The sequence below is a fragment of the Nocardia sp. NPDC051832 genome (genome assembly GCF_040681285.1).
GTDB lineage: Bacteria > Actinomycetota > Actinomycetes > Mycobacteriales > Mycobacteriaceae > Nocardia.
Genome location: NZ_JBFAYL010000001.1, coordinates 140,691 through 161,100, shown reverse-complemented (window position 1 = coordinate 161,100; position 20,410 = coordinate 140,691). Strand labels below are relative to the sequence as shown.

Annotated in this window: 20 protein-coding genes; 11 read left to right on the top strand and 9 right to left on the bottom strand. The window is 68.6% G+C overall.

Annotated features, from left to right (window positions below; translation table 11 throughout):
- Nucleotides 1-68: 68 nt before the first annotated feature.
- Nucleotides 69-725: a hypothetical protein gene (locus AB0M14_RS00725; RefSeq protein WP_364991170.1), complete on the top strand. Its 657-nt coding sequence runs from the start codon at nucleotides 69-71 to the stop codon at nucleotides 723-725.
- A gap of 51 nt (nucleotides 726-776) precedes the next feature.
- Here AB0M14_RS00725 and AB0M14_RS00720 read toward each other — a convergent pair whose 3' ends face one another.
- Genes AB0M14_RS00720 through AB0M14_RS00700 form a run of 5 tightly spaced genes read right to left on the bottom strand, consistent with a single transcriptional unit; the run spans nucleotide 777 to nucleotide 4,227 of the window.
- Nucleotides 777-2,036, bottom strand: a complete 1,260-nt coding sequence (locus AB0M14_RS00720) for a primosomal protein (protein WP_364986631.1) — start codon at nucleotides 2,034-2,036, stop codon at nucleotides 777-779.
- Nucleotides 2,037-2,062: 26 nt separating this feature from the next.
- Nucleotides 2,063-2,410 carry a YbaB/EbfC family nucleoid-associated protein gene (locus AB0M14_RS00715; RefSeq protein WP_364986626.1) on the bottom strand — a complete coding sequence of 116 codons (348 nt, stop codon included), beginning with the start codon at nucleotides 2,408-2,410 and terminating at the stop codon, nucleotides 2,063-2,065.
- Nucleotides 2,410-2,754 carry a hypothetical protein gene (locus AB0M14_RS00710; protein WP_364986622.1) on the bottom strand — a complete coding sequence of 115 codons (345 nt, stop codon included), beginning with the start codon at nucleotides 2,752-2,754 and terminating at the stop codon, nucleotides 2,410-2,412. The genes AB0M14_RS00715 and AB0M14_RS00710 overlap by 1 nt, the downstream gene beginning before the upstream one ends.
- Nucleotides 2,751-3,887, bottom strand: coding sequence for an NlpC/P60 family protein (locus AB0M14_RS00705; RefSeq protein ID WP_364986618.1), 1,137 nt, complete (start codon nucleotides 3,885-3,887; stop codon nucleotides 2,751-2,753). The genes AB0M14_RS00710 and AB0M14_RS00705 overlap by 4 nt, the downstream gene beginning before the upstream one ends.
- A gap of 4 nt (nucleotides 3,888-3,891) precedes the next feature.
- Nucleotides 3,892-4,227 carry a hypothetical protein gene (locus AB0M14_RS00700; protein WP_364986615.1) on the bottom strand — a complete coding sequence of 112 codons (336 nt, stop codon included), beginning with the start codon at nucleotides 4,225-4,227 and terminating at the stop codon, nucleotides 3,892-3,894.
- Nucleotides 4,228-4,372: 145 nt separating this feature from the next.
- On the opposite strand from AB0M14_RS00700, the gene upp reads away from it, so the two are divergent.
- Nucleotides 4,373-4,996: a uracil phosphoribosyltransferase gene (gene upp / locus AB0M14_RS00695; RefSeq protein ID WP_364986612.1), complete on the top strand. Its 624-nt coding sequence runs from the start codon at nucleotides 4,373-4,375 to the stop codon at nucleotides 4,994-4,996.
- Between the two features lie 39 nt (nucleotides 4,997-5,035).
- Here the strand turns inward: upp and AB0M14_RS00690 are convergent, their stop codons facing one another.
- Both AB0M14_RS00690 and AB0M14_RS00685 read right to left on the bottom strand, forming a co-directional pair.
- Complete coding sequence (locus tag AB0M14_RS00690) at nucleotides 5,036-6,547, bottom strand: phospho-sugar mutase (RefSeq protein WP_364986609.1); 1,512 nt, start codon at nucleotides 6,545-6,547, stop codon at nucleotides 5,036-5,038.
- Complete coding sequence (locus AB0M14_RS00685) at nucleotides 6,548-7,327, bottom strand: purine-nucleoside phosphorylase (protein WP_364986606.1); 780 nt, start codon at nucleotides 7,325-7,327, stop codon at nucleotides 6,548-6,550. It lies immediately after the preceding gene.
- A gap of 115 nt (nucleotides 7,328-7,442) precedes the next feature.
- On the opposite strand from AB0M14_RS00685, the gene AB0M14_RS00680 reads away from it, so the two are divergent.
- From AB0M14_RS00680 to AB0M14_RS00670, 3 genes are all read left to right on the top strand, one after another.
- Nucleotides 7,443-8,147 carry an enoyl-CoA hydratase-related protein gene (locus AB0M14_RS00680; RefSeq protein ID WP_364986603.1) on the top strand — a complete coding sequence of 235 codons (705 nt, stop codon included), beginning with the start codon at nucleotides 7,443-7,445 and terminating at the stop codon, nucleotides 8,145-8,147.
- A gap of 132 nt (nucleotides 8,148-8,279) precedes the next feature.
- Nucleotides 8,280-9,458, top strand: coding sequence for a M20 family metallopeptidase (locus AB0M14_RS00675; RefSeq protein WP_364986600.1), 1,179 nt, complete (start codon nucleotides 8,280-8,282; stop codon nucleotides 9,456-9,458).
- On the top strand, nucleotides 9,455-10,744 hold the full coding sequence (locus AB0M14_RS00670) for a M20 family metallopeptidase (protein WP_364986597.1): 1,290 nt from the start codon (nucleotides 9,455-9,457) through the stop codon (nucleotides 10,742-10,744). The genes AB0M14_RS00675 and AB0M14_RS00670 overlap by 4 nt, the downstream gene beginning before the upstream one ends.
- Before the next feature lie 86 nt (nucleotides 10,745-10,830).
- On the opposite strand, the gene AB0M14_RS00665 is transcribed toward AB0M14_RS00670, so the two are convergent.
- The gene (locus AB0M14_RS00665) at nucleotides 10,831-11,307 is read right to left on the bottom strand and encodes a gamma-glutamylcyclotransferase (protein ID WP_364986594.1); all 477 of its coding nucleotides are present in this window, start codon (nucleotides 11,305-11,307) and stop codon (nucleotides 10,831-10,833) included.
- Between the two features lie 174 nt (nucleotides 11,308-11,481).
- Between AB0M14_RS00665 and AB0M14_RS00660 the strand changes: the two genes are divergently transcribed.
- The 5 genes from AB0M14_RS00660 to AB0M14_RS00640 all read left to right on the top strand — a co-directional run bounded on the left by AB0M14_RS00660 (nucleotide 11,482) and on the right by AB0M14_RS00640 (nucleotide 17,033).
- Nucleotides 11,482-12,885 (top strand): NAD(P)H-quinone dehydrogenase, encoded by a 1,404-nt coding sequence (locus tag AB0M14_RS00660; RefSeq protein ID WP_364986591.1) that lies wholly within the window; start codon nucleotides 11,482-11,484, stop codon nucleotides 12,883-12,885.
- A 220-nt stretch (nucleotides 12,886-13,105) separates the two neighbouring features.
- Nucleotides 13,106-14,134: a hypothetical protein gene (locus AB0M14_RS00655; protein WP_364986587.1), complete on the top strand. Its 1,029-nt coding sequence runs from the start codon at nucleotides 13,106-13,108 to the stop codon at nucleotides 14,132-14,134.
- A 73-nt stretch (nucleotides 14,135-14,207) separates the two neighbouring features.
- Nucleotides 14,208-15,368 (top strand): hypothetical protein, encoded by a 1,161-nt coding sequence (locus tag AB0M14_RS00650; RefSeq protein ID WP_364986584.1) that lies wholly within the window; start codon nucleotides 14,208-14,210, stop codon nucleotides 15,366-15,368.
- A gap of 125 nt (nucleotides 15,369-15,493) precedes the next feature.
- A complete protein-coding gene (locus AB0M14_RS00645; protein WP_364986581.1) occupies nucleotides 15,494-15,664 on the top strand; it encodes a hypothetical protein in 171 nt (56 codons plus the stop codon).
- A gap of 193 nt (nucleotides 15,665-15,857) precedes the next feature.
- Nucleotides 15,858-17,033 carry a PLP-dependent aminotransferase family protein gene (locus tag AB0M14_RS00640; protein WP_364986578.1) on the top strand — a complete coding sequence of 392 codons (1,176 nt, stop codon included), beginning with the start codon at nucleotides 15,858-15,860 and terminating at the stop codon, nucleotides 17,031-17,033.
- On the opposite strand, the gene glpK is transcribed toward AB0M14_RS00640, so the two are convergent.
- The gene (gene glpK / locus AB0M14_RS00635) at nucleotides 17,030-18,529 is read right to left on the bottom strand and encodes a glycerol kinase GlpK (RefSeq protein WP_364986574.1); all 1,500 of its coding nucleotides are present in this window, start codon (nucleotides 18,527-18,529) and stop codon (nucleotides 17,030-17,032) included. The genes AB0M14_RS00640 and glpK overlap by 4 nt on opposite strands.
- A 121-nt stretch (nucleotides 18,530-18,650) precedes the next feature.
- Here glpK and glpD point away from each other — a divergent pair, with 121 nt between their 5' ends.
- Nucleotides 18,651-20,384, top strand: coding sequence for a glycerol-3-phosphate dehydrogenase (glpD, locus tag AB0M14_RS00630; RefSeq protein ID WP_364986570.1), 1,734 nt, complete (start codon nucleotides 18,651-18,653; stop codon nucleotides 20,382-20,384).
- The last annotated feature ends 26 nt before the right edge of the window (nucleotides 20,385-20,410 follow it).

Sequence of the window (20,410 nt, the reverse complement as noted above, 5' to 3'; positions counted from 1 at the left end):
GGATCGACGGCATTCGCGGTACCCACCCCCGTCATCGTGAGCGCGGCGAAGGATCTAGCGTGGATGAAATGACGGTGTTGCAGATTTCGCGTCGCTTCAACGGGCCGCCCGGCTCCGGAAACGGCGGCTACGTAGCCGGGCTGCTGGCCGAGCGGCACCCGGCCGCCATCGTCACCGTGCTGCTGCGGAACAAGCCGCCGTTGGAGACACCGCTGCACCTGCGGGACGGAAACCTGCTGGACGGCACGACCCTGATCGCGGAGTCGCGCGCCGGAGCGTTCGAACGCGATGTGCCGCAAGCGGTTTCCTTCGGCACGGCGGAGGCGGCGTCGAGCTCCTACCAGAGCAACGACATCTTCGCGGGCTGCTTCGTCTGCGGCAGCGGCCGGTCGGACGGGCTGCGGATCGAAGCCGGCGGGGTCGGTCCGGGACTGGTCGCCGCACCGTGGATTCCGGATGCCACGCTCCCGATCGGCAGCGCGCTGCTGTGGGCCGCCATGGACTGCCCCGGCGGCTGGTCCCTGGACGGCATGTTCGAACGCCCCGCCCTGCTCGGCTCGATGACCGCCACCGTGTTCGACCTACCCGCGGTCGGCGAGAAATGCGTCGTCGTCGGCCAGAACCACGGCGATCAGCGGCGCAAGTCCTTCGCCGCCACGGCCGTCTACGGCTCCGACGACCGCCTGCTCGGCCGTGCCGAACAGATCTGGATCCGCCTGAGCTGACGAAAAAGCCCGGCCCCGAATGTGATGGGGCCGGGCTCTTTCGGTTACGGACTACTTCTGCGGGTCGAGCCGCGACTCGAAGTTGCGCTCCAGCTCCCGCCAGGCCTTCGACTCCGCGCCGAACGGCGGATTCGGCGCCATCCGGGTCGGGTCCGGGTTGAGCAGGTAGGACACATACCAGCCCAGCGGCGTGGACACCGCGAGCGCCTGCTCGACCGCGTCGTCCTCGGCGTAGTCGGAGGCGTCGGTGAACAATTCCACCGCCAGCTCGAGCTGCTCGTAGTCCACCGCGTCCGGGCCCTCGGCCAGATCCTCGGTCAGGCCGGGCAGCACGTAGACGTTCTCGTCGGTCACCTCGACCTCCAGCGAACCGTCCACCGCCGCGGTCTGCACGTCGGTGTAGGTGCTGACCCGGGACAGATCGTGCTCGTGATCGTCGGCCAGGTAGCGGGCCAGGGCGCGCTCGGAACCGAACACCGAGATGGTGCCGTCCTTGCCGAGGAAGATCGGTTCGTCGTCGAGGTAGCAGCGCAGGGTGAAGAAGGTGCCCTCGGAGGTGACGATCTTGACCGGGTCGATGCCGACCTCGTGCCAGAACGAGTCGTCCTCGTCGTCTTCCTCGTCCTCGTCGTCCTTGGTCAGGTCGACGGTCTCGAACTCTTCTTCCTCTTCGCTGTCGGCCGCGTCGTCGGCGTCGACGACGTTCTCCTCGGCGGCCAGCAGCTCCGCCTCGGCGACCGCCACGGCGGCCTTGTCGACCTCGGGCACCGACACCACCGAGTCGACCGCGTCGAGGACGTTGTCCCAGTCCTTGACGATGGCGGCGCCGATCTGGTCCCAGATCTCCTCGCCCTCGCGGTCGGCGAAGAAGCTCGCACCGGCGGCCAGCGCGCCGAGCGCCGGATGCGAGCCGAAGAACTTGGTGACGACTTCCAGTTCGCACACCTCGCCGATGTTGCGCACCATCGACAGGGTGTCCTCGAGCTCGGCGACCGTGTCGACGTCGGGATCACCGGCGGCCAGCTCCGGCACCGCGACCAGATCGTAGGAGTGCGTGTCCTCGGGCTCCAGTTCGGCGGCTGACAGACCCGCGACGACCTTCCAGGCGGGATGGTCGACGAGGTCGTTGTCGGAGTCGGTCCGGATGAAGGCGGCCAGCTCCGCGACCGACTCGAATCCGTACAGCGAATCCTCGTGTCCGAGGAACGCCTCCCACTCGTCGTCACCGTCGCGCCAGCGCGGTGCCCACAGTGTGACGAGATCGCCGTCGGTCAGGCCGAGCTCGATCGGGACGATGTCTCCAGAAGCCATGAGCGGAAGCCTAACGACTCGCCGCGTCAGGCACTATCTCGACCGCCCCCAACGGCCTCCGCGGACCCCTCCGCGGCGGGTGCGAACGACTCGTTCAGTGCGGCAATGACGTTCGAGCGCTGCCCGCCCGCGTCCTCCGCGGCCTGCCGGCAGGCCCACACGATGAGCTGGCTGACGTCGGCCGGCGCCATCGAGGTGACCGTCTCCGACAACCGCAAGCCGATCAGCGCACCGTCACTGTCCACCTCGACGCTGACCGCGCCGTCCTCGGTGGTGAAGGCGCCGCGCACCTGCTTGAGGCCGTACAGCGCGGCCTCCAGGGCTTCCAGCTTCGCCGTCGCGTTGGCGACCAACGCGTCCATCTCAGCACTCATCAGACCGGCCTCATCCAGCTCGTCGGACCCGTGTCCTCGTCATCCATCCGGTCCAGTTCGTCGACCGCCTGCTGCCGGGTGGGCAAGCCGAGCTTGTCCAGTACCTCCGGCGACATGCCCGATTCGGCCAGCACCTCGCGGCGGCGGGCCCGGGCGGCGATCGCGGAGCGCTTCGTCAGGCGCAGGATCTCGGCCGCGAGAGCCTCTGCGCCATAACGGTATTCGCTGCGCTCGAACTTGATTTCGACCGGCATGCCCTGGTCGGTGGCGCGCACCGCGATGGTGCCGGACCGGTTCTGGCTGGCCGCCACGGTGACATTCGGAATCTGCTGCGGTTGACTCATTCGGTAGGCCTATAGAAGCCGTAGAACTCCATACCCACGTTCTCCGTTCGAATGGAACTGACTGCGACCGGGTTACCGGCCTCGACTAGTTGCCCGTTGCCGATGACCATGGCGACATGGCCGTCCCAAACGGCCAAGTCGCCAGGCTGCAGATCGCCGGGCGAGATCTGCTGTTTGCCGATGTGCTGCTCTTGGGCGAGGCGCGGCAACTCGACGCCGGCCTCGCTGTAGGCCCACTTGGTCAGGCCGGAGCAGTCGATGCCGTTCTTGGGGTCGTTGCCGCCCCACAGGTACGGCGTGCCGACCGCGGACAACGCCGAGGTGACCGCCTTGGCGGCCTTCTCGTTCGGCGCCTCCACCACGCTGCCGTCCGGCAGCGTGATCTTCACGCCGCCGTTTTCCGTCTTCTCGGTCTTCACCTCGCCGGTGTTCTGCTTGGCGGAGGAAGTGTTCGAGGCGCTCGGGGTCGAGGTCGCGGTCTTGCTGGTCGTGGCCTTGGTGGCGCTGGTCAGCAGGGAGGTGCCCGTGCTCAGCGCGCTGCTGGCCAGGCCGCTGGTGCCGCTGGTCAGGCTGTCCAGCGCGGACTTGGCGGTGCTGAGCAGGTTGGTGTTGGTGGACGCGGGCGAGGTGGACGGCGCCGGCGTCAGCTCCTTCATGCTCGCGGTCGAGGTGCTCAGCTCGGTCTGCGTCTTGTTGACCACCGAGATGCCCTGATTGAGGTGATCGATCGCGGTGCTCACCAGCGCCGTCAGGCCGACCGGGGTGGTAAGGGTGGGCAGCAGGCTGGTCGCGTTGCTGACGAAGGATTGGACGACGGTGTCGAGTTCTTTCTGCCCGGTCTCGACCTGTGCGGCAGCCTGATTGACCACCGTGGCCATCTCGGTCAGCAGGTCCGAGGTCTGGGCGGAGGAGGCCTGCACGCGCAGCGCCTTGGACGTCGCGGAGTCGGCGGTGGCGCCGTCCAGCGCGGTGTTCAGCTGGTTGATGCTGTTCTTGCCCAGTAGGTGCAGCTGCTCGAGTGCGGAGGAGGCGGAGGTCAGCGAATCGGACGCGCCACCGGACGGGATGACGCCGGAGCCGAAGCTGGTCAGCAGGCTGATCAGCGGCTGGGCCAGCAGATTGATGTCGATCACCGGATCATCCGTCCAGTTCGGCGGTCTTGAAACCGGCCGCGGCGCTGAGGTCCTGCTCGGTGAGGGCGGCGGCCGCGCTCCCGGTGGCGAGGCCCATGCTGGACAGCACGGCCGAGAGCTGCGCGATGGTGGCGACCTGCCCGGCGTGCGCCGCGGAATACGCGGCCATGAAATCACCGCCGATCAACCCCATGATCGGACCGAGGAGCGCCGGGTTCCCGCCGGCCGCGCTCGCGGCCGCCGCGGCCATCTCGGTGGCCATCACCTCGGCGGTCGCGCTGTAGGTGGCGATGCCCTCGGCGTCGGCCGAGAAATTATTGGCCATTAGTGCTTCCCCCATCCGTTTCTTCCCAGGCAGAGTACGTCATCCACTTAGTTCGACGCGCGGCCTTGTGATTCGGTTCCAGCCCGTCGAAAAAACTTTCCCGATGACCCCACCCGATGAACGCTCGCGTCGAGCTCGGCTACGACCTTATCGTTTCGGCATGCGTACGCACACCGTGGAGCACCCACTTGCCGCCGCCTTGCTGACCACCATGCGCGACGCGCGGACCCCGAACGCGGCCTTCCGGGCCGCGCTGCGCGATCTGACCCGGGTCCTGATCTACGAGGCGCTGCGGGAAGCCCCGGTCACCCGCTTCGAGATCGCCACCCCGGTGGCGCTCACCGAGGGCGTGCGGCTGGCGCAGCCGCCGCTGCTGGTGCCGGTGCTGCGCGCCGGGCTGGGCATGATCGACGCGGCCGTGGAGATGATTCCCGACGCCCGGGTCGGGTTCGTCGGCATCGCCCGCGACGAGGACACCCACCAGCCGGTTCCCTACATGCAGTCGCTGCCCGAGGACCTGGCGGGCCTGCCGGTCTACGTGCTCGATCCGATGCTGGCGACCGGGGGCTCGATGCGGCACACGCTGGAGCTGCTCGCGGCGCGCGGCGCCACCGACATCACGGCCGTCTGCGTCGTCGCGGCGCCGGAGGGCGTCGCCGCGCTCGCGGATTCGGGTCTGCCGGTGCGTTTGGTTACCGCCGTGATCGACGAGGGATTGAACGAGAACGCCTACATCGTCCCCGGTTTGGGTGACGCGGGCGACCGCCAGTTCGGTCCGCGCTGAGCGGTTCCGCTGGCGCACAGGGGATCGGGCTGATCCGATCTACAGCTGGCGGCAGTACTCAGCGATCTGGGCCAGCCGCTGGGCGGCAGTCTCTTTCGCTGTGGCGAGGGCGGCGCGCTCGGCGACCGGTTCGACTACCTCCAGGTAGCACTTGAGCTTCGGCTCGGTGCCGGACGGCCGGATCACCAGGCGCAGGCCGGCGCCTTCGAACACCAGTGCGTCGGTGTGCATTCGGCCCCGGGCCTGGAGCAGGTCGGTGTATTTCACCGGCTCGCCCGCGATCTCATCGGGTGGGCTGGTGCGCAGCCGGGCCACGACGTCGGCGGCGGCGCTCGCGTCGGCCAGGCGCAGTGACACCTGTGCGCCCGCGTGCAGGCCGAATTCCAGTGCGTAGTCGTCGAGTTCGTCCTGGAGCGTGCGGCCCCGGGCCTTCAGGCGCGCGACCAGGTCGGCGGCGACCACGGCGGCCGAGATGCCGTCCTTGTCCCGCACCGCGGCCGGGTCGACGCAGTGCCCGATCGCTTCCTCGTAGGCGTAGACGAGGCGATCGCCCGCGCGCGCCAGCCATTTGAAGCCGGTGAGGGTCTCGGCGTAACGGGCGCCGCGGGCGGGCGCCAGCTTCGACAGCAGCCGGGAAGAGACGATGGTGGTGGCCACCAAGGGATCACCACCCACGGAATCGCTGCGCGAGGCGGTGCTGAGGACGCAATCGGCAAGCAGCACACCGGTTTCGTCGCCGCGCAGCATCCGCCAGCCGGCGGGGCCGCGGATCCCCACCGCGCAGCGGTCGGCATCCGGATCGAGCGCGATCGCCACCTCGGCCTGAACCCGCTCGGCCAGCGCCAGCAGCAGGTCGGTGGCGCCGGGCTCCTCCGGATTCGGGAACGCGACGGTGGGGAAGTCCGGGTCCGGTGCGAACTGCTCGGGCACCACGTGCACATCGGTGAACCCGGCTGCCGCCAGCGCTCGTACCGCGATCGCACCGCCGACGCCGTGCAGCGCGGTCAGGGCGATGCGCACATCGGCGCGGGTTCCGGGCCCGCCGATCAGCTCGCGCAGCCGCCCCACCCGATCCAGGTATCGCCGCACCAGATCGTCGTCGGCGGCGGCGACCGGCAGCCGCTCGATCGGTCCGGTGATCGCTTCGATGCAGCGTTCGATCTCGGTGTCGGCGGGTGCGATCAGCTGGGAACCGCCGTCGAGATAGACCTTGTAGCCGTTGTCGGCGGGCGGATTGTGCGACGCGGTGATCTGCACCCCGCACACCGCGCCCAGCTCCCGCACTGCGTACGCGACCACCGGCGTCGGCACCGGCTCCGGCAGCAACAGCACCGGAAAACCGGCCGCCGCGAAGATTTCCGCGGTCGCGGCGGCGAATTCGGCGGAGCCGTGCCGGGCGTCGCGGCCCACCACCACGGTGCCGCCGCCCAGGCAGCGTCCGCGCAGCCACACGCACAGCCCCGCGGTGGCCCGCGACACCGTTTCCACGTTCATGCCGTCCGGGCCGTCCTGTAGCGGGCCGCGCAGACCGGCCGTGCCGAACCGCAGCATCTACAGCCGCTCCAGCACGCCGCGCAGCAGTTTGCCCAGGCGTGGTGCGGCGGCCTGGCCCTCGGCCAGCACCTCGGCATGCGACAGGTGCGCGCCGGAGATGCCCGCGGCCAGATTGGTGACCAGCGAGATGCCCAGCACCCGCGCGCCCAGCGCCCGGCAGGCGATGGCTTCCAGCACCGTCGACATGCCGACCAGGTCGGCGCCCATGGTGCGCAGCATCCGGATCTCGGCCGGGGTCTCGTACTGCGGTCCGGTCAGGCCCGCGTAGACGCCGTCGGTCAGGCTGGGGTCGACTTCCCGTGCCAGCGCCCGCAATTCGGGATCCCACGCGTCCACCAGGTCGACGAAGCTGGCCCCGGTCAGCGGCGTGCGACCGGTGAGATTCAGGTGATCGCTGATCAGCACCGGTTCACCGACATCCAGGCCCGCGCGGATTCCGCCGGCGGCATTGGTGAGCAGCACGATCTCCGCGCCCGCCGCGATCGCGGCCGCCACCGGGTGCACCACCTCGGCGGGCTGATAGCCCTCGTACAAATGCTGACGCCCCATCAGCAGCAGCACGGATTTGTCGTGCATGGGCACCGAATGCACCATCCCGACATGGCCTTGCGCGCTGGGCGTGCCGAATCCGGGCAGCTCCGGCATCGGCACCGACGCGGCCGGTACGCCGATTTCCGCGGCGGCCTCCTGCCAGCCCGATCCGAGCACCACCGCGACCCGGTGACGTTGGACTCCAGTACGTTCGGCGATCGCCTGAGCGGCCTCTTCGGCAAGCATGAAAGTCACGATAGTCGGGTCGTATCACCCGTGCCGGGTCTGGTCCGTCGCCAGTTCCGAAATAACTTCCTACCCGCGAGTAGGGGAGCGGCGCGAGCCGGGATACGCTGCACCCATGCCGTACCTGGAACGTGAAGGTGATGTGTTCGTCCTGTACCTCGGAACCGAGGGCCAGACAGACAACGAGAACCGCTTCCACCCGGACTGGATCGATCGGGTGCACGCGCTGCTCGACGAGGTCGAGGCGTCGGAAGGTCCCGCCGCGCTGGTCACCACCGCGACCGGCAAGTTCTTCAGCAATGGCCTGGACACCGATTGGCTGTTCGGCAACCTGGACCAGATGCACTGGTACCTGGATCGCGTGCACTCGATCTACACCCGGCTGCTGACCTTCCCGATGCCGACCGTCGCCGCGCTCAACGGCCACGCCTTCGGCGCCGGCGCGATGCTGGCCACCTCCTGCGACTTCCGCGTGATGCGCGCCGATCGCGGTTTCTGGTGCCTGCCCGAGGTGAACCTGGGCATGCCCTTCACCATCGGCATGAACGCGCTGCTGACCGAGCGCCTGACCAACCAGGTGTGTGTGCTGGCCATGACGACCGGGCACCGTTTCCCGGCGGATCAGGCCATCGCCGCGGGCATCGTGGACGACTCGGCCGATGCCGAGACGTTGCTGAGCACCGCCGTCGCGCGCGCCGCGGCACTGGCGGGCAACCGCAAGCCGAACCTGCCGATCATCAAGCGGGCGCTGCACGCCCAGGCCCTCGACGGCCTCGCGGTCAAGACCACTCCGGAGAACCTGGCGTTCGCCGCCGGATAACTCCGCGCTGGAGCCGGGCCCGGGCCGCAACCCGTGCCCGATTTGCACACCAGTGCGACACTGTGTTCCATGCCATCACCGCGCAGCGGTCAACATGAGACGCCCGGCGAGCTTCATGCCGGGTGTGTGTCGGTGGACGGCACCCGGTCGGATGTGGCTATCAAGGCCGCCGCGGCGCGGCTGATCGAGCTCTCGCACAGTATTCACGCCGAACCGGAGCTGGCGTTCGAAGAGCACCGCAGCGCCGCCAAGACCATCGAGCCCTTGGCCGAACGCGGCTTCCACATCGAAACCGGCGTCGCCGACCTGCCCACCGCCTTCCGCGCCAGCTACGGCAGCGGCGAGCTGACCGTCGCGCTCTGCGCCGAATACGACGCGCTGCCCGGCATGGGACATGCCTGCGGGCACAACATCATCGCCGCCGCCTCGGTCGGCGCGGCCCTGGGTCTGGCCGAACTCGCGGACGACCTGGGCCTGACCGTTCTGGTGCTCGGCACCCCGGCCGAGGAGAGCGGCGGCGGCAAGGTCCTGATGCTCGACCGCGGCGTCTTCGACGATGTCGCGATGGCGATGATGGTGCACCCCGGGCCCCGGGATATCGCGGGCGCGCACTCGCTGGCGCTGGCCGATCTCGAGGTGGTGTTCCACGGGGTGGAGGCGCATGCCAGCGCGGCCCCCGAACTGGGCCGAAACGCCGGGGACGCGATCACCGTCGCGCAGGTTGCGATTGGTTTGCTGCGGCAACATATCCGGCCAGGTCAGCAACTTCACGGTATAGTCGGCGACGGTGGCGTAGCCCCCAACATCGTGCCCGGACGTGCGGAACTGCTGTATTACCTACGCGCAGTCGACTCCGCATCCCTCGAAGAGCTGATGCGACGCGCATCGGATTGTTTCGAGGCGGGCGCCCTCGCGACCGGCTGCACCCACGAAATCCGGACGCTCGCACCGACATATACCGAGCTGACGCCCGATCCGGCACTACTGTGTGCCTATCGCGAGCAGATCGCCGACCTGGGCCGGGTGCCGATCGCACCGGAAATCGAGGCGCAGCGACCGCTCGGCAGCACGGATATGGGCAATGTCACCAACGTCATCCCGGGCATTCACCCGGTTATCGGCATCGATGCCGGTGGTGCGGTGACGCATCAGCCCGGTTTCGCCGCGGCAAGCATCACTGCCTCGGCGGATCGCGCCGTCGTCGACGGCGCGGTCGCGCTCGCGCGTACCGCTGTGGCGATAGCTCGCGATGACGTACAGAGAGACAGGTTGTTGCAACGGCTGGTTCAACGACAGGAGGAAATTCGGTGAGTAGTACCGGCGGTTCGGGCCCGGTGACGGGGACCGCGGCGGACCACGAGGCAATGGTGGCCGGCGTGGACGCCGCGGAGGCGTTGCTACGCACGAAGGGGCGGCGCGCTGTCATCGACACCGTGCCCGCGGGCCGTGCCGTCGTGGACGCCTGGCTGGCCGAGCACGCGGTCGACCTGGTCGGGTGGCGCCGGCACATTCACGCCAACCCGGAACTGTCGCGCACCGAATTCGGCACCACCGAGTTCATTTCCTCCTGGCTCACCAAGGCCGGGCTCAACCCCCAGAAGATGCCCGGCGGTACCGGTCTGATCTGCGATATCGGCCCGTCCGACGGCCCGCGCATCGGCTTGCGCGCCGATATGGACGCGCTCCCGCTGCAGGAGTTCACCGGCCTGTCCTTCGCCTCGACGGTCCCGGGCGTCTCGCACGCCTGCGGCCACGACGCGCACACCACCATCCTGCTCGGCACCGCGCTCGCGCTGTCGGAGATGAACCTGCCGGTCGGCGTGCGGTTCGTCTTCCAGCCCGCCGAGGAGGTCATGCCGGGCGGCGCGATCGACATGGTCGCCGCCGGCGCGATGGAGGGCGTGGACCGGATCTTCGCGCTGCACTGCGATCCGCGCCTGGAAGTCGGCCGGGTCGGCATCCGCGTCGGCGCGATCACCTCCGCCGCCGACACCGTCGAGCTGGTGCTGGATTCGCCGGGCGGGCACACCTCGCGTCCGCACCTGACCAGCGATCTGGTCTACGCGATCGGCACCGTCATCACCGGCCTGCCCGGTCTGCTCAGCCGCCGCATCGACCCGCGCACCAGCACGGTGATGGTGTGGGGTGCGGTCTCGGCGGGCAAGGCGCCCAACGCGATTCCACAGACCGGCATGCTCACCGGCACGGTCCGCACCGGCGACCACGCGACCTGGTCGCTGCTGGAGCCGATGGTGCACGAGATCGTCGACGGCCTGCTCGCCCCGACGGGCGTGCGGTACCAGCTGAACTACCGGCGCGGCGTGCCGCCGGTGGTCAACGACGAGCAGTCGACCCGGATGTTCGAGTCCGCGATCCGCGCCCTGGGCCCGGACGCGCTGGCCGACACCATGCAGTCCGGTGGCGGCGAGGACTTCTCCTGGTATCTGGAGGAGGTGCCGGGCGCGATGGCGCGCCTGGGCGTCTGGTCCGGTCGCGGCGAGCAACTGGATCTGCACCAGCCGACCTTCGATATCGATGAGCGCGCGCTCTCGGTCGGCGTGCGAGTGCTCAGCAACATCATCTTGCAGGCCGGCTAGCCCCTCTTTACAGACGAAGGCCGCCCTCCTGATCCAGGAAGGGCGGCCTTCGTGCTTTCCAGTTATCTGCCAGTTTTCGGAATTATTCAGCCGAAGGTGCCGGGCCCGACATTCTTGCTGTTGCGAGTGCGCAGGGCGTGTACGTAATCCTCGGGCGCTCCCGCCTTTTCGGCGGCGTCGGCGATCACCCCGAGGTAGCGGGCGGAGGGCAACCCGCCCTCGTAGGCGTCCAGCACGTACAGCCAGGCCAGCGTGGTCTCGGCGTTGTTGTTGGGATTGCGGGTCACGCGCAGCCGGATCTTCTTGTGGATCCCGAAATCCGAGCCCTCCCAGCGATCGAGGCTTTGCTCGTCTTCCGGGGACACGTCGTAGAGCACGACGAACACCCGGGACCCCGGGTCCTCGACGACCGTGGCCAGCGGCCCTTCCCAGCCGATATCGTCGCCGGCGAAGGTGAGTCGCCAGCCCTCCAACCAGCCCGTTCCGGACATGGGGGAGTGCGGACAGCGCTCGAGCATCTGGGACGAGTCCATGTTCGACCCGTAAGCGGCGTAGATCGGCACGTAGCAAAGGGTAGCCAATAATGGACCCTTACCGCCCGTATCCGGCCCAGACTGTGTTTTTTCCCGCGCGAGGCACGGCGTGTTGGGGCCTATAGGGTTGCCCGCCGCTCGCCGGATTAACGTTGTAGGGGTCAGCGCCGGAGATCCCGGTCGACAGCTCGAGCGGAGGTACCCATGACCCGCATTGCCATCATCGGCGGCGGCCCGGCCGGCTACGAGGCAGCGCTGGTGGCGTCGGCGCACGGCGCGACGGTGACAGTGATCGACTGTGACGGTATCGGCGGCGCGTGCGTGCTCTGGGACTGTGTGCCCTCCAAGACTTTCATCGCCTCCACCGGCGTGCGCACGTCGCTGCGCCGCGCCAAGGATCTGGGCATCACGCTGGACCCGGAGGCGGCCACCGTGGACATGCCCGAGGTGAACGCCCGCGTGAAGGCGCTGGCGCTGGCCCAATCCGCCGATATCCGTTCGAAGTTGCAGGCCGCCGGGGTGTCGGTGCTGCAGGGCGGCGGCGAGATCCTGGAGGCGGGCGGGCCGCTGTCCGCGCACCGGGTGCTCGCGAAGCTCGCCACCGGCACCGAGCAGATCATCGAGGCCGAGGTGGTGCTGATCGCCACCGGCGCCAGCCCGCGCGTGCTCCCGGGCGCCGAACCCGACGGCGAGCGCATCCTGAACTGGCGTCAGCTCTACGACCTGCAGGAGCTGCCGGAGACGCTGGTGGTGGTCGGTTCCGGTGTCACCGGCGCCGAATTCGTCTCGGCCTACACCGAAATGGGTGTGGAGGTGAAGCTGGTCTCCAGCCGCGACCGGGTGCTGCCGGGCGAGGACGCCGACGCGGCGCTGGTGCTGGAGGACGCGCTCGCCGAGCGCGGCGTCGAGCTGGTCAAGCACGCGCGCGCCGACGCGGTGGAGCGCACCGCCGACGGCATCGTGGTGAAGCTCTCGGACGGGCGCACGGTCACCGGCTCGCACGCGCTGATGACGGTCGGGTCCACCCCCAATACCGACGGCCTGGGCCTGGAACGGGTGGGGATCGAACTGGACCGCGGCGGTTACCTTCGCGTGGACCGGGTTTCGCGTACCACCGTGCCGGGCATCTACGCGGCCGGCGACTGCACCGGCCTGCTCCCGCTGGCCTCGGTGGCCGCCATGCAGGGCCGCATCGCGATGTACCACGCACTCGGCGAGGGCGTGCAGCCGATCCGCCTGAAAACCGTTGCCTCCGCGGTGTTCACCCGCCCGGAGATCGCCACCGTCGGCGTCAGCCAGACCGCCATCGACAACGGCGAGGTGCCGGCGCGCACGGTGATGCTGCCGTTGAACACCAATCCGCGGGCCAAGATGTCGGGACTGCGGCGAGGTTTCGTCAAAATCTTCTGCCGCCCCGCGACCGGCGTGGTCATCGGCGGCGTGGTGGTCGCGCCCATCGCCTCGGAGCTGATCCTGCCGATCGCCCTTGCCGTGCAGAACAATCTGACCGTCAACGACCTGGCCCAGACCTTCTCGGTCTACCCCTCGCTGACCGGCTCGGTCACCGAGGCCGCCCGCCAGCTCATGCGCCACGACGACCTGGATTAACACTCTCTTGAGGTGACCCGCGGCACTTCGGCCAGTGTGGTTGGCGCGGCGGCTTTTTCGTCGCGTTGCCTATACCACGATCTTATGGTTGACTCCGGGCAGAGATGCGATCGGCGGGCGGTCGCGTGGTTGCTGTTGCGGGGGAGCAAGTCCTTTCACCACAGGAACGGCGGATGGCCCACGGGTCGTCGGGGATCGTGTGCGAAAGGGATTGCGAAAAGTGAAACACCGTAAGCCGAACGGGGCGCAGCGGGCGGTGGCGGGCACTTCGATGCCGCTGGCGGCTGCCGCTGTCGTGGCTACTCTTCTCGCAGCTCCGGCCGGGGCTGTTCCGAACGAACCGACCACGCCCACCACGCCCGCACCCGCACCGGCCCAGCCCGGCAATCCGACAACCCCGGAGACGCCGGAGACCCCCGCGCCCGAGCCTGGTGCGCCCACCGACCAGGAAGAGCCGGGCCAGCCCACGCCGAGCCAGCCGGGCATCACCAATCCGAATCCCGATGAGGTGAAGCCGGATCCGAAGAAGGATCCGAAACTGGCCCCGAGCCAGCCGGGCGTGACCGCCCCGCGTATCGCGCCGCTGCCGGTGCCGGGCCAGTCCGCCGAGGATCGGCCGGCCGCGGCCGGCGATCAGTCCGCGCCGGCTACGCCTACGCAGCCCGGTATCGTCCCGCCGAACCCCAATCCGAGCCCGAAGCCGGAATCGGATGTTCCCGCGGCACAGCCGGAGTCGCAGGAAAACCTGGTGCAGGAGCCGCCGCGCTGGCAGGCCCCGCGACTACAGGCCGCGCCCGCCGCGCCGGTGGTCGAGATGGAGGGCCCGCGCTCCGAGGTTTCGGCGAACGTGGACGGCGGCGCGCTGCTGCCCGGTTTCGTGGCCAACACGCACCACTTCAACAACGAAGCCGGATACGTCGGCACCATCGGCTACCGCACCCCCACCGGCGCCGGTGAAGCCGGTGTCTCGGTGGAGTACCTGGACGCCAACAGCATCAAGATCACCAGCTACACCGGTGGCGAAGGTCTGGCCGACAACAAGAACTCCTTCGTGCTCGACACCACTCAGGCCAACGCCGCCAAGGCCGCGGTCGAGGGGTGGATCGCGGCGCAGCCGGGCGGCGCCGCTGCCCTGGAGGCCGCCGCGCGGGTTACACTGCCGTCAATAATCCCGGCGGGCGACATCGCGCCGCAGACGGTCAACGTCGGTGGTGTCACCACTCAGTGGGGTGGTTCGGTCCAGTACTGAACCGAGCTTTTTCAACGGGTGGGGCGGTCGTTCGCGACCGCCCCATACGTGTGTCCTGGGGAAAGGATTGGCTGTGGGCTCCGAAGGCGACGCGAAAGACAACGAAGCGGACCGGTCCGGGTCGGAGTCTGCGCAGGGTGAATTCGGCCGACCCGTGGGCGATTTCGGCCCGCCGGTGGGCGACTTCGGACCACCGGTGGGTGACTTCGGGGCCCCCGTGCATGATTTCGGCGCTCCGGTGGGCGATTTCGGGCCTCCCGTAGACGATTTCGGTGGTCCGCCGTTAGACCAGACCGGTCCACGCTGGACCACGCCGTCTGCCCCCGATCGGCCGGGTCTGGGCTGGCGGCCGGCGAGCGATGCGGTCACGTCGCCCGCCACTCCGGCGACTCCGTCCGCGCCTTCCGCCCCGTCCACGCCTTCCGCCCCGTCCGCACCTTCCACTCCGCCCGCCCCGCCCGCCGATTTCGGGTCCGAGGCCGCCACGACGCGTTACCAAGCCGCACCCGCACCCGCACCCGGTGCCGATGCCAAGCAGCAGCCACCCGAGCGCGATCAGTGGTGGAGCACCCCCTCCGATTACAACCTCGAGGACGACGACGAACCGTCGGCGTACCGTCGCGGCTCCGCCTCCGGTCTTTCCTGGGCCGACGACCCGATCGCGCAGCGCCTCGCGCCGAGCACACCGGCTACCAAGCCCGACGAACCGAGTTCCAAAGGCCGCTGGCTCGTCCTCGGCATCGCGGGCGCGCTGGCCGTGGTGATCGGCTTGGTGGTGATCATCATCGCCATGAACCGCAACCCGGGCGGCGAGCCGGAGCAGACTGCCGCCCCGGCTCCGACCCCGGCGGCCACGACCTCGCAGGCCAACAGCTGCCAGTCCGCGGTCGAGGGCAATGTCACCACCGGCAACGGTCCGGGCGACACCTCCAGCGGCGAGAAGGCGATCCTCGGCTTCCAGCATGCGTACTACACCGATCGCAACGGCGCGCTGGCGCGCAGCTTCGTGGCGCCGGGCGCGAATGTCGAGCCGCCCGAGGATCTGCAGCGGACGATCGACCAGCAGATCCCGAAGGGCACGACCTATTGCCTGCGGATCACGTCGATGGCGCCCGATCGCTTCAATGTCGTGGTCACCGAGCATCATCCCAGTGGCAACAGGCAGTACTTCTACATCATCAGCACCGTGAACGTCGAGGGGCGGCACCTCATTCAGGTCATCGGGTCCATCTGAACGCGTTTCCAACGAATGATGAACTGCGGCAGTGCATTTCGGTCTAGGCGAAGTTGAAAATCTCCTTGACTGTCGGATGACTTCTTTGTAGCGTCCTTCATGTCAATCAAGGAGGGGAGTTCAACATGTTCAAGAAATTGTTTGCCGGCGCGGTGATCGCGGTCGGCCTGGTTGCGATCGTTCCGGGTGTTGCCACCGCGGGGCCTTGTCAGCCCGGTGTGTCCACGAACTGCAAGGACACTCCGCCGCCGCCGAAGTGCCAGCCGGGCGTATCGACGAATTGCCCGAGGCGCTGATAGTCGGTACCTGCTAGACCGAGTCGGCCGATGCCGGTGGTGGTTCATACCCCCACCCGCATCGGCCGATTTGCGTTGAAGCCGGTTCGTGTCACACCCGAGCATCTCGAATATTGAGAAAGCTATTTCACATATTGGTAGGTCTGTGCGAGTCTGGTGCCGCATACTTCGGCGTCACCAGGGAGGATTTCGCATGTCATCGACCACTCCACCGCTGGCGGGCAAACTCGGCGGCCTCCAGAGTTCGGTAATCCGCGACCTGCTGAAGCTGACCTCCCGCGCCGACGTGATCAGCCTCGCGGGCGGCCTGCCCGACGCGGGCCTGATGCCCCGCGAGCGCATCGCCAAGGCCGCCGAGGCGGCGCTCTCGACCGCGGCCTGCCTGCAATACACCGAGTCGCCGGGCTGGGCTCCGTTGCGCGCGGTCCTGGCCGAACGCGAATCGGCCCGGCTCGGTCGCCCCGTCGGCATCGACGAGGTCTTCGTGACGCACGGCTCGCAGCAGGCGCTGTCGCTGCTGGCCGAGGTGCTGCTCGACCCCGGGGCGCTGGTCATCGTCGAAGATCCCGCGTATGTCGGTGCGCTGCAGGTCTTCCGGGCGGCGGGCGCCCGAATCATCGCCCTGCCCATGGATTCCGAGGGCATGCGCGTCGAACTCCTGGCCGAGCTCCTCGCGACCGGCGAACGGCCCGCGGTCGTCCACACGGTCAGCAACTTCCATAATCCGGGCGGCGTCACCATGAGCCCGGCGCGCCGCCAGGCCCTCGCCGAACTCGCCGACGCACACGGTTTCTGGGTGATCGAGGATGATCCCTACGGCGAACTCTGGTTCGATCGCCCCGCCCCGGCGCCCGTCGCGACCTACTCCCGCAAGGTGATCCGGCTCTCCAGCTCCTCGAAGATCATCGCCCCCACCCTGCGGGTCGGCTGGATGATCGCCCCGCCCAGCGTCTTCGGCGGCGTCGAACTGCTGAAGCAGGGCGCCGATCTCTGCGGCTCGGCCCTCACTCAGCAGATCGCCGCCGATCTGCTGTCCGACGAGGCCTGGCTGACTGCCCACGTCGACACCGTGCGCACCGCCTACGGCACCCGCGCCAAGGCGCTGGTGCACGCCCTGCGCGCGAGTTTCGGTGACCGTCTCGTCTGCACCGACGCCACCGGCGGCATGTTCGTCTGGGCCGATTTCACCGACGGCACCGACACCAAAGCCCTACTGCCGCAGGCTCTCGACGCCGGCGTCGCCTATGTGCCGGGCTATGCCTTCGCGGCCACCACGGGTTACGCGAACTCGCTGCGCCTGTGCTTCACCACCTCCGACCCGGTGACCCTGTCCGAGGCGGTGCACCGGTTGGCGCGGGCCGCCGCCTAGTCGACCCAGTCGTAGGTGCGTTCGACCGCCTTGTTCCATTCCTTCAAGCGCTCTTCGCGATCCGCTTCGGACATGGCCGGTTCCCAGGTCTTGTCGGCGGCCCAGTTCGCGCGGATATCGTCGGTGTTCGCCCAGAATTCGACGGCGAGCCCGGCCGCGTAGGCGGCGCCGAGGGCGGTGGTCTCCTTGACCACCGGGCGCACCACGGGGACGTCGAGGATGTCGGATTGGAACTGCATCAGCAGGTCGTTGTCGGTCATGCCGCCGTCGACCTTCAGCGTGGTGAGTTCCAGGTCCAGGTGCTCGGATTCGGCGTCGGCGCGCATCGCGTCGACCACCTCGCGGGTTTGGAACGCGGTGGATTCCAGGATGGCGCGAGCCAGGTGCGCCTTGTTGACGAAGCGGGTGAGACCGGCGATGACGCCGCGGGCGTCGGGACGCCAGCGCGGTGCGAACAGGCCGGAGAAGGCGGGCACGAAGTAGGCGCCGCCGTTGTCCTCGACGCTGCGGGCGAGCGGTTCGATGTCGTCGGCGGATTCGATGATGCCGAGGTTGTCGCGGAACCACTGGACCAGCGAGCCGGTGACGGCGATGGAGCCTTCCAGGGCATAGACGGCGGGCTGGTCGCCGAGCTGGTAGCAGACCGTGGTGAGCAGGCCGTGCTTGCTGACGATCGGCGTGGTTCCGGTGTTCAGGAGCATGAAATTGCCGGTGCCGTAGGTGTTCTTGGCTTCGCCGGGCGACAGGCAGGCCTGGCCGAAGGTGGCGGCCTGCTGGTCGCCGAGAATGCCCGCCACCGGAGTACCTTGCAGTGCACCGGATTTGATCTCACCGTAGACCTCGGAGGAGCTGCGGATCTCCGGCAGCATCGCCTCGGGCACACCGAACTCCGCGCAGATCTTCGAATCCCATTGCAGGGTACGAAGATCCATCAACATGGTGCGGGAGGCATTGGTGACATCGGTGATGTGCAGGCCGGTGAGGTGCCACAGCACCCAGCTGTCCATGGTGCCGAAGCACAGCTCGCCCGCCTCGGCGCGTTCCTTCGCGCCCTCGACGTGGTCGAGGATCCAGCGCAGCTTCGGCCCGGCGAAGTAGGTGGACAGCGGCAGGCCGGTGCGCTCGGCGTACCGCGTCGGCCCCTCGTCGCCGCCGAGTTCGGTGACGAGTTTGCCGGTGCGGGTGTCCTGCCAGACGATGGCGTTGTGGATCGGCTTGCCGGTAGCGCGCTCCCACACCACGGTGGTCTCGCGCTGGTTGGTCACGCCGACCGCGGCGATGTCCGCGGCGGTCAGATCGTGCTTCTTCAGCACCTCGCCGATGACATGGTCGGTGTTGCGCCAGACCTCCTCCGGGTCGTGTTCGACCCAGCCCGCGCGCGGGAAGATCTGCTCGTGCTCCTTCTGGGCCACCCCGACGACGCGGCCCTGCCGGTCGAAGACGATGCACCTGCAGGAAGTCGTGCCCTGATCGATGGCGGCCACATAGCGACGCATTGCTGCAGGTTACTAAACGTTCCGGAGTCCGCGCGTCAAGATCGTGACGACACGGGTTCCTCGCATAGCCTGTAGCCGGAGCTCGATCTTGTGCAGTGGACCCCAGAACGAGGAGTCGAGCATGACCAAGAAACCGGAAACGCAGTTCCTCGGCCCGCAGCAGCGTCGTGAGGCGTGGGAGCGGTTCGGTAAGGAACACTTCGACGTGGTCGTGGTGGGCGGTGGTGTGGTCGGCTCGGGCATCGCGCTGGACGCGGCGACCCGCGGGCTGCGGGTGGCGCTGGTCGAGGCGCGGGATCTGGCCTCGGGAACCTCGAGCCGGTCCTCGAAGATGTTCCACGGCGGCCTGCGCTATCTGGAGCAGATGGAGTTCGGGCTGGTGCGCGAGGCGCTCAAGGAGCGCGAACTCGCGCTCTCCTCGCTGGCGCCGCACCTGGTGAAGCCGCTGCGGTTCCTCTATCCGCTCACCCACCGGGTCTGGGAGCGGCCCTACGTGGCCGCCGGTCTGTTGCTCTACGACCGCATGGGCGGCGCGAAATCCGTTCCGGGACAGCATCACCTATCCCGTTCGGCCGCACTGCGCCTGGCCCCCGGCATGCGCCGCGACGCGCTGATCGGCGGGCTCACCTACTACGACACCGTGGTCGACGACGCGCGCCACACCATGACCGTGGCCCGCACCGCCGCGCACTACGGCGCGGTCATCCGGACCTCCACCCAGGTGGTCGGCTTCCTGCGGGAGGCGGATCGGGTGGTCGGGGTGAAGATCCGCGACAGCGACGACGCCACCACCGGCGAGATCCACGCCCACGTGGTGATCAACGCGACCGGCGTCTGGACCGACGAACTGCAAGCGCTCGCGCACGCCCGGGGGCATTTCCATGTGCGCGCGTCCAAGGGCGTGCACATCGTGGTGCCGCGCGACCGGATCATCAGCGACGCCGCGATCATTCTGCGCACGCCCACCTCGGTGCTGTTCGTGATTCCCTGGGACGCGCACTGGATCATCGGAACCACCGACACCGACTGGAATCTGGATCTCGCGCACCCGGCGGCGACCAAGGCCGATATCGACTATCTGCTCGACCACGTGAACCAGGTGCTGGTCACCCCGCTCACCCATCAGGACATCGACGGCGTCTACGCCGGGCTGCGGCCGTTGCTGGCGGGCGAAAGCGATTCCACCTCCAAGCTCTCCCGTGAACACGCGGTCGCACGCATCGCGCCGGGTCTGGTCGCCATCGCGGGCGGCAAGTACACCACCTATCGGGTGATGGCCTACGACGCGGTAGACGAAGCGGCACAGGATATTCCGGACAAGGTGGCGCCGTCGATCACGGAGAAGGTGCCGCTGCTCGGCGCCGACGGCTATCACGCGCTGGTCAACCAGACGGTGCAGCTGGGTGAGGAGTACGGCCTGCACCCGTACCGGATCAAGCATCTGCTGAACCGCTACGGCTCGCTCATCGACGAGGTGATCGCGCTGGCCGACGGCTATCCCGAACTGCTGCAACCGATTACCGACGCGCCGTCGTATCTGCGGGTGGAGGCGGTCTACGCCGCCGCGGCCGAGGGCGCGCTGCACCTGGACGACATCCTGGCCCGGCGCACCCGCATCTCCATCGAGTACCCGCATCGCGGTCGCGACTGTGCCGAGGAGGTGGCGCAACTGGTCGCGCCGATGCTCGGCTGGGACGAGGCCGACATCGATCGGGAGATTCGCACCTATCTGGCCCGGGTCGAGGCCGAGATCCAGTCCCAGACCCAGCCCGACGACGCCGCGGCCGACGCGTTGCGGGTCGCCGCGCCCGAGCCGCGCCCGCAGATCTTGGAGCCCGTGCCCGCGGACGGCTGAGCATTGACATGCAAGCATTTACTTGC

Coding starts and splice junctions, on each gene's coding strand:
- AB0M14_RS00640 (WP_364986578.1), top strand. CDS start 15,858: ATGTCATCGACCACTCCACCGCTGGCGGGCAAACTCGGCGGCCTCCAG.
- AB0M14_RS00660 (WP_364986591.1), top strand. CDS start 11,482: ATGACCCGCATTGCCATCATCGGCGGCGGCCCGGCCGGCTACGAGGCA.
- AB0M14_RS00720 (WP_364986631.1), bottom strand. CDS start 2,036: ATGGCTTCTGGAGACATCGTCCCGATCGAGCTCGGCCTGACCGACGGC.
- AB0M14_RS00685 (WP_364986606.1), bottom strand. CDS start 7,327: ATGCTTGCCGAAGAGGCCGCTCAGGCGATCGCCGAACGTACTGGAGTC.
- AB0M14_RS00710 (WP_364986622.1), bottom strand. CDS start 2,754: ATGAGTCAACCGCAGCAGATTCCGAATGTCACCGTGGCGGCCAGCCAG.
- glpK (WP_364986574.1), bottom strand. CDS start 18,529: ATGCGTCGCTATGTGGCCGCCATCGATCAGGGCACGACTTCCTGCAGG.
- AB0M14_RS00645 (WP_364986581.1), top strand. CDS start 15,494: ATGTTCAAGAAATTGTTTGCCGGCGCGGTGATCGCGGTCGGCCTGGTT.
- AB0M14_RS00680 (WP_364986603.1), top strand. CDS start 7,443: ATGCCGTACCTGGAACGTGAAGGTGATGTGTTCGTCCTGTACCTCGGA.
- AB0M14_RS00725 (WP_364991170.1), top strand. CDS start 69: ATGACGGTGTTGCAGATTTCGCGTCGCTTCAACGGGCCGCCCGGCTCC.
- AB0M14_RS00700 (WP_364986615.1), bottom strand. CDS start 4,227: ATGGGGGAAGCACTAATGGCCAATAATTTCTCGGCCGACGCCGAGGGC.
- AB0M14_RS00715 (WP_364986626.1), bottom strand. CDS start 2,410: ATGAGTGCTGAGATGGACGCGTTGGTCGCCAACGCGACGGCGAAGCTG.
- upp (WP_364986612.1), top strand. CDS start 4,373: ATGCGTACGCACACCGTGGAGCACCCACTTGCCGCCGCCTTGCTGACC.
- AB0M14_RS00690 (WP_364986609.1), bottom strand. CDS start 6,547: ATGCTGCGGTTCGGCACGGCCGGTCTGCGCGGCCCGCTACAGGACGGC.
- glpD (WP_364986570.1), top strand. CDS start 18,651: ATGACCAAGAAACCGGAAACGCAGTTCCTCGGCCCGCAGCAGCGTCGT.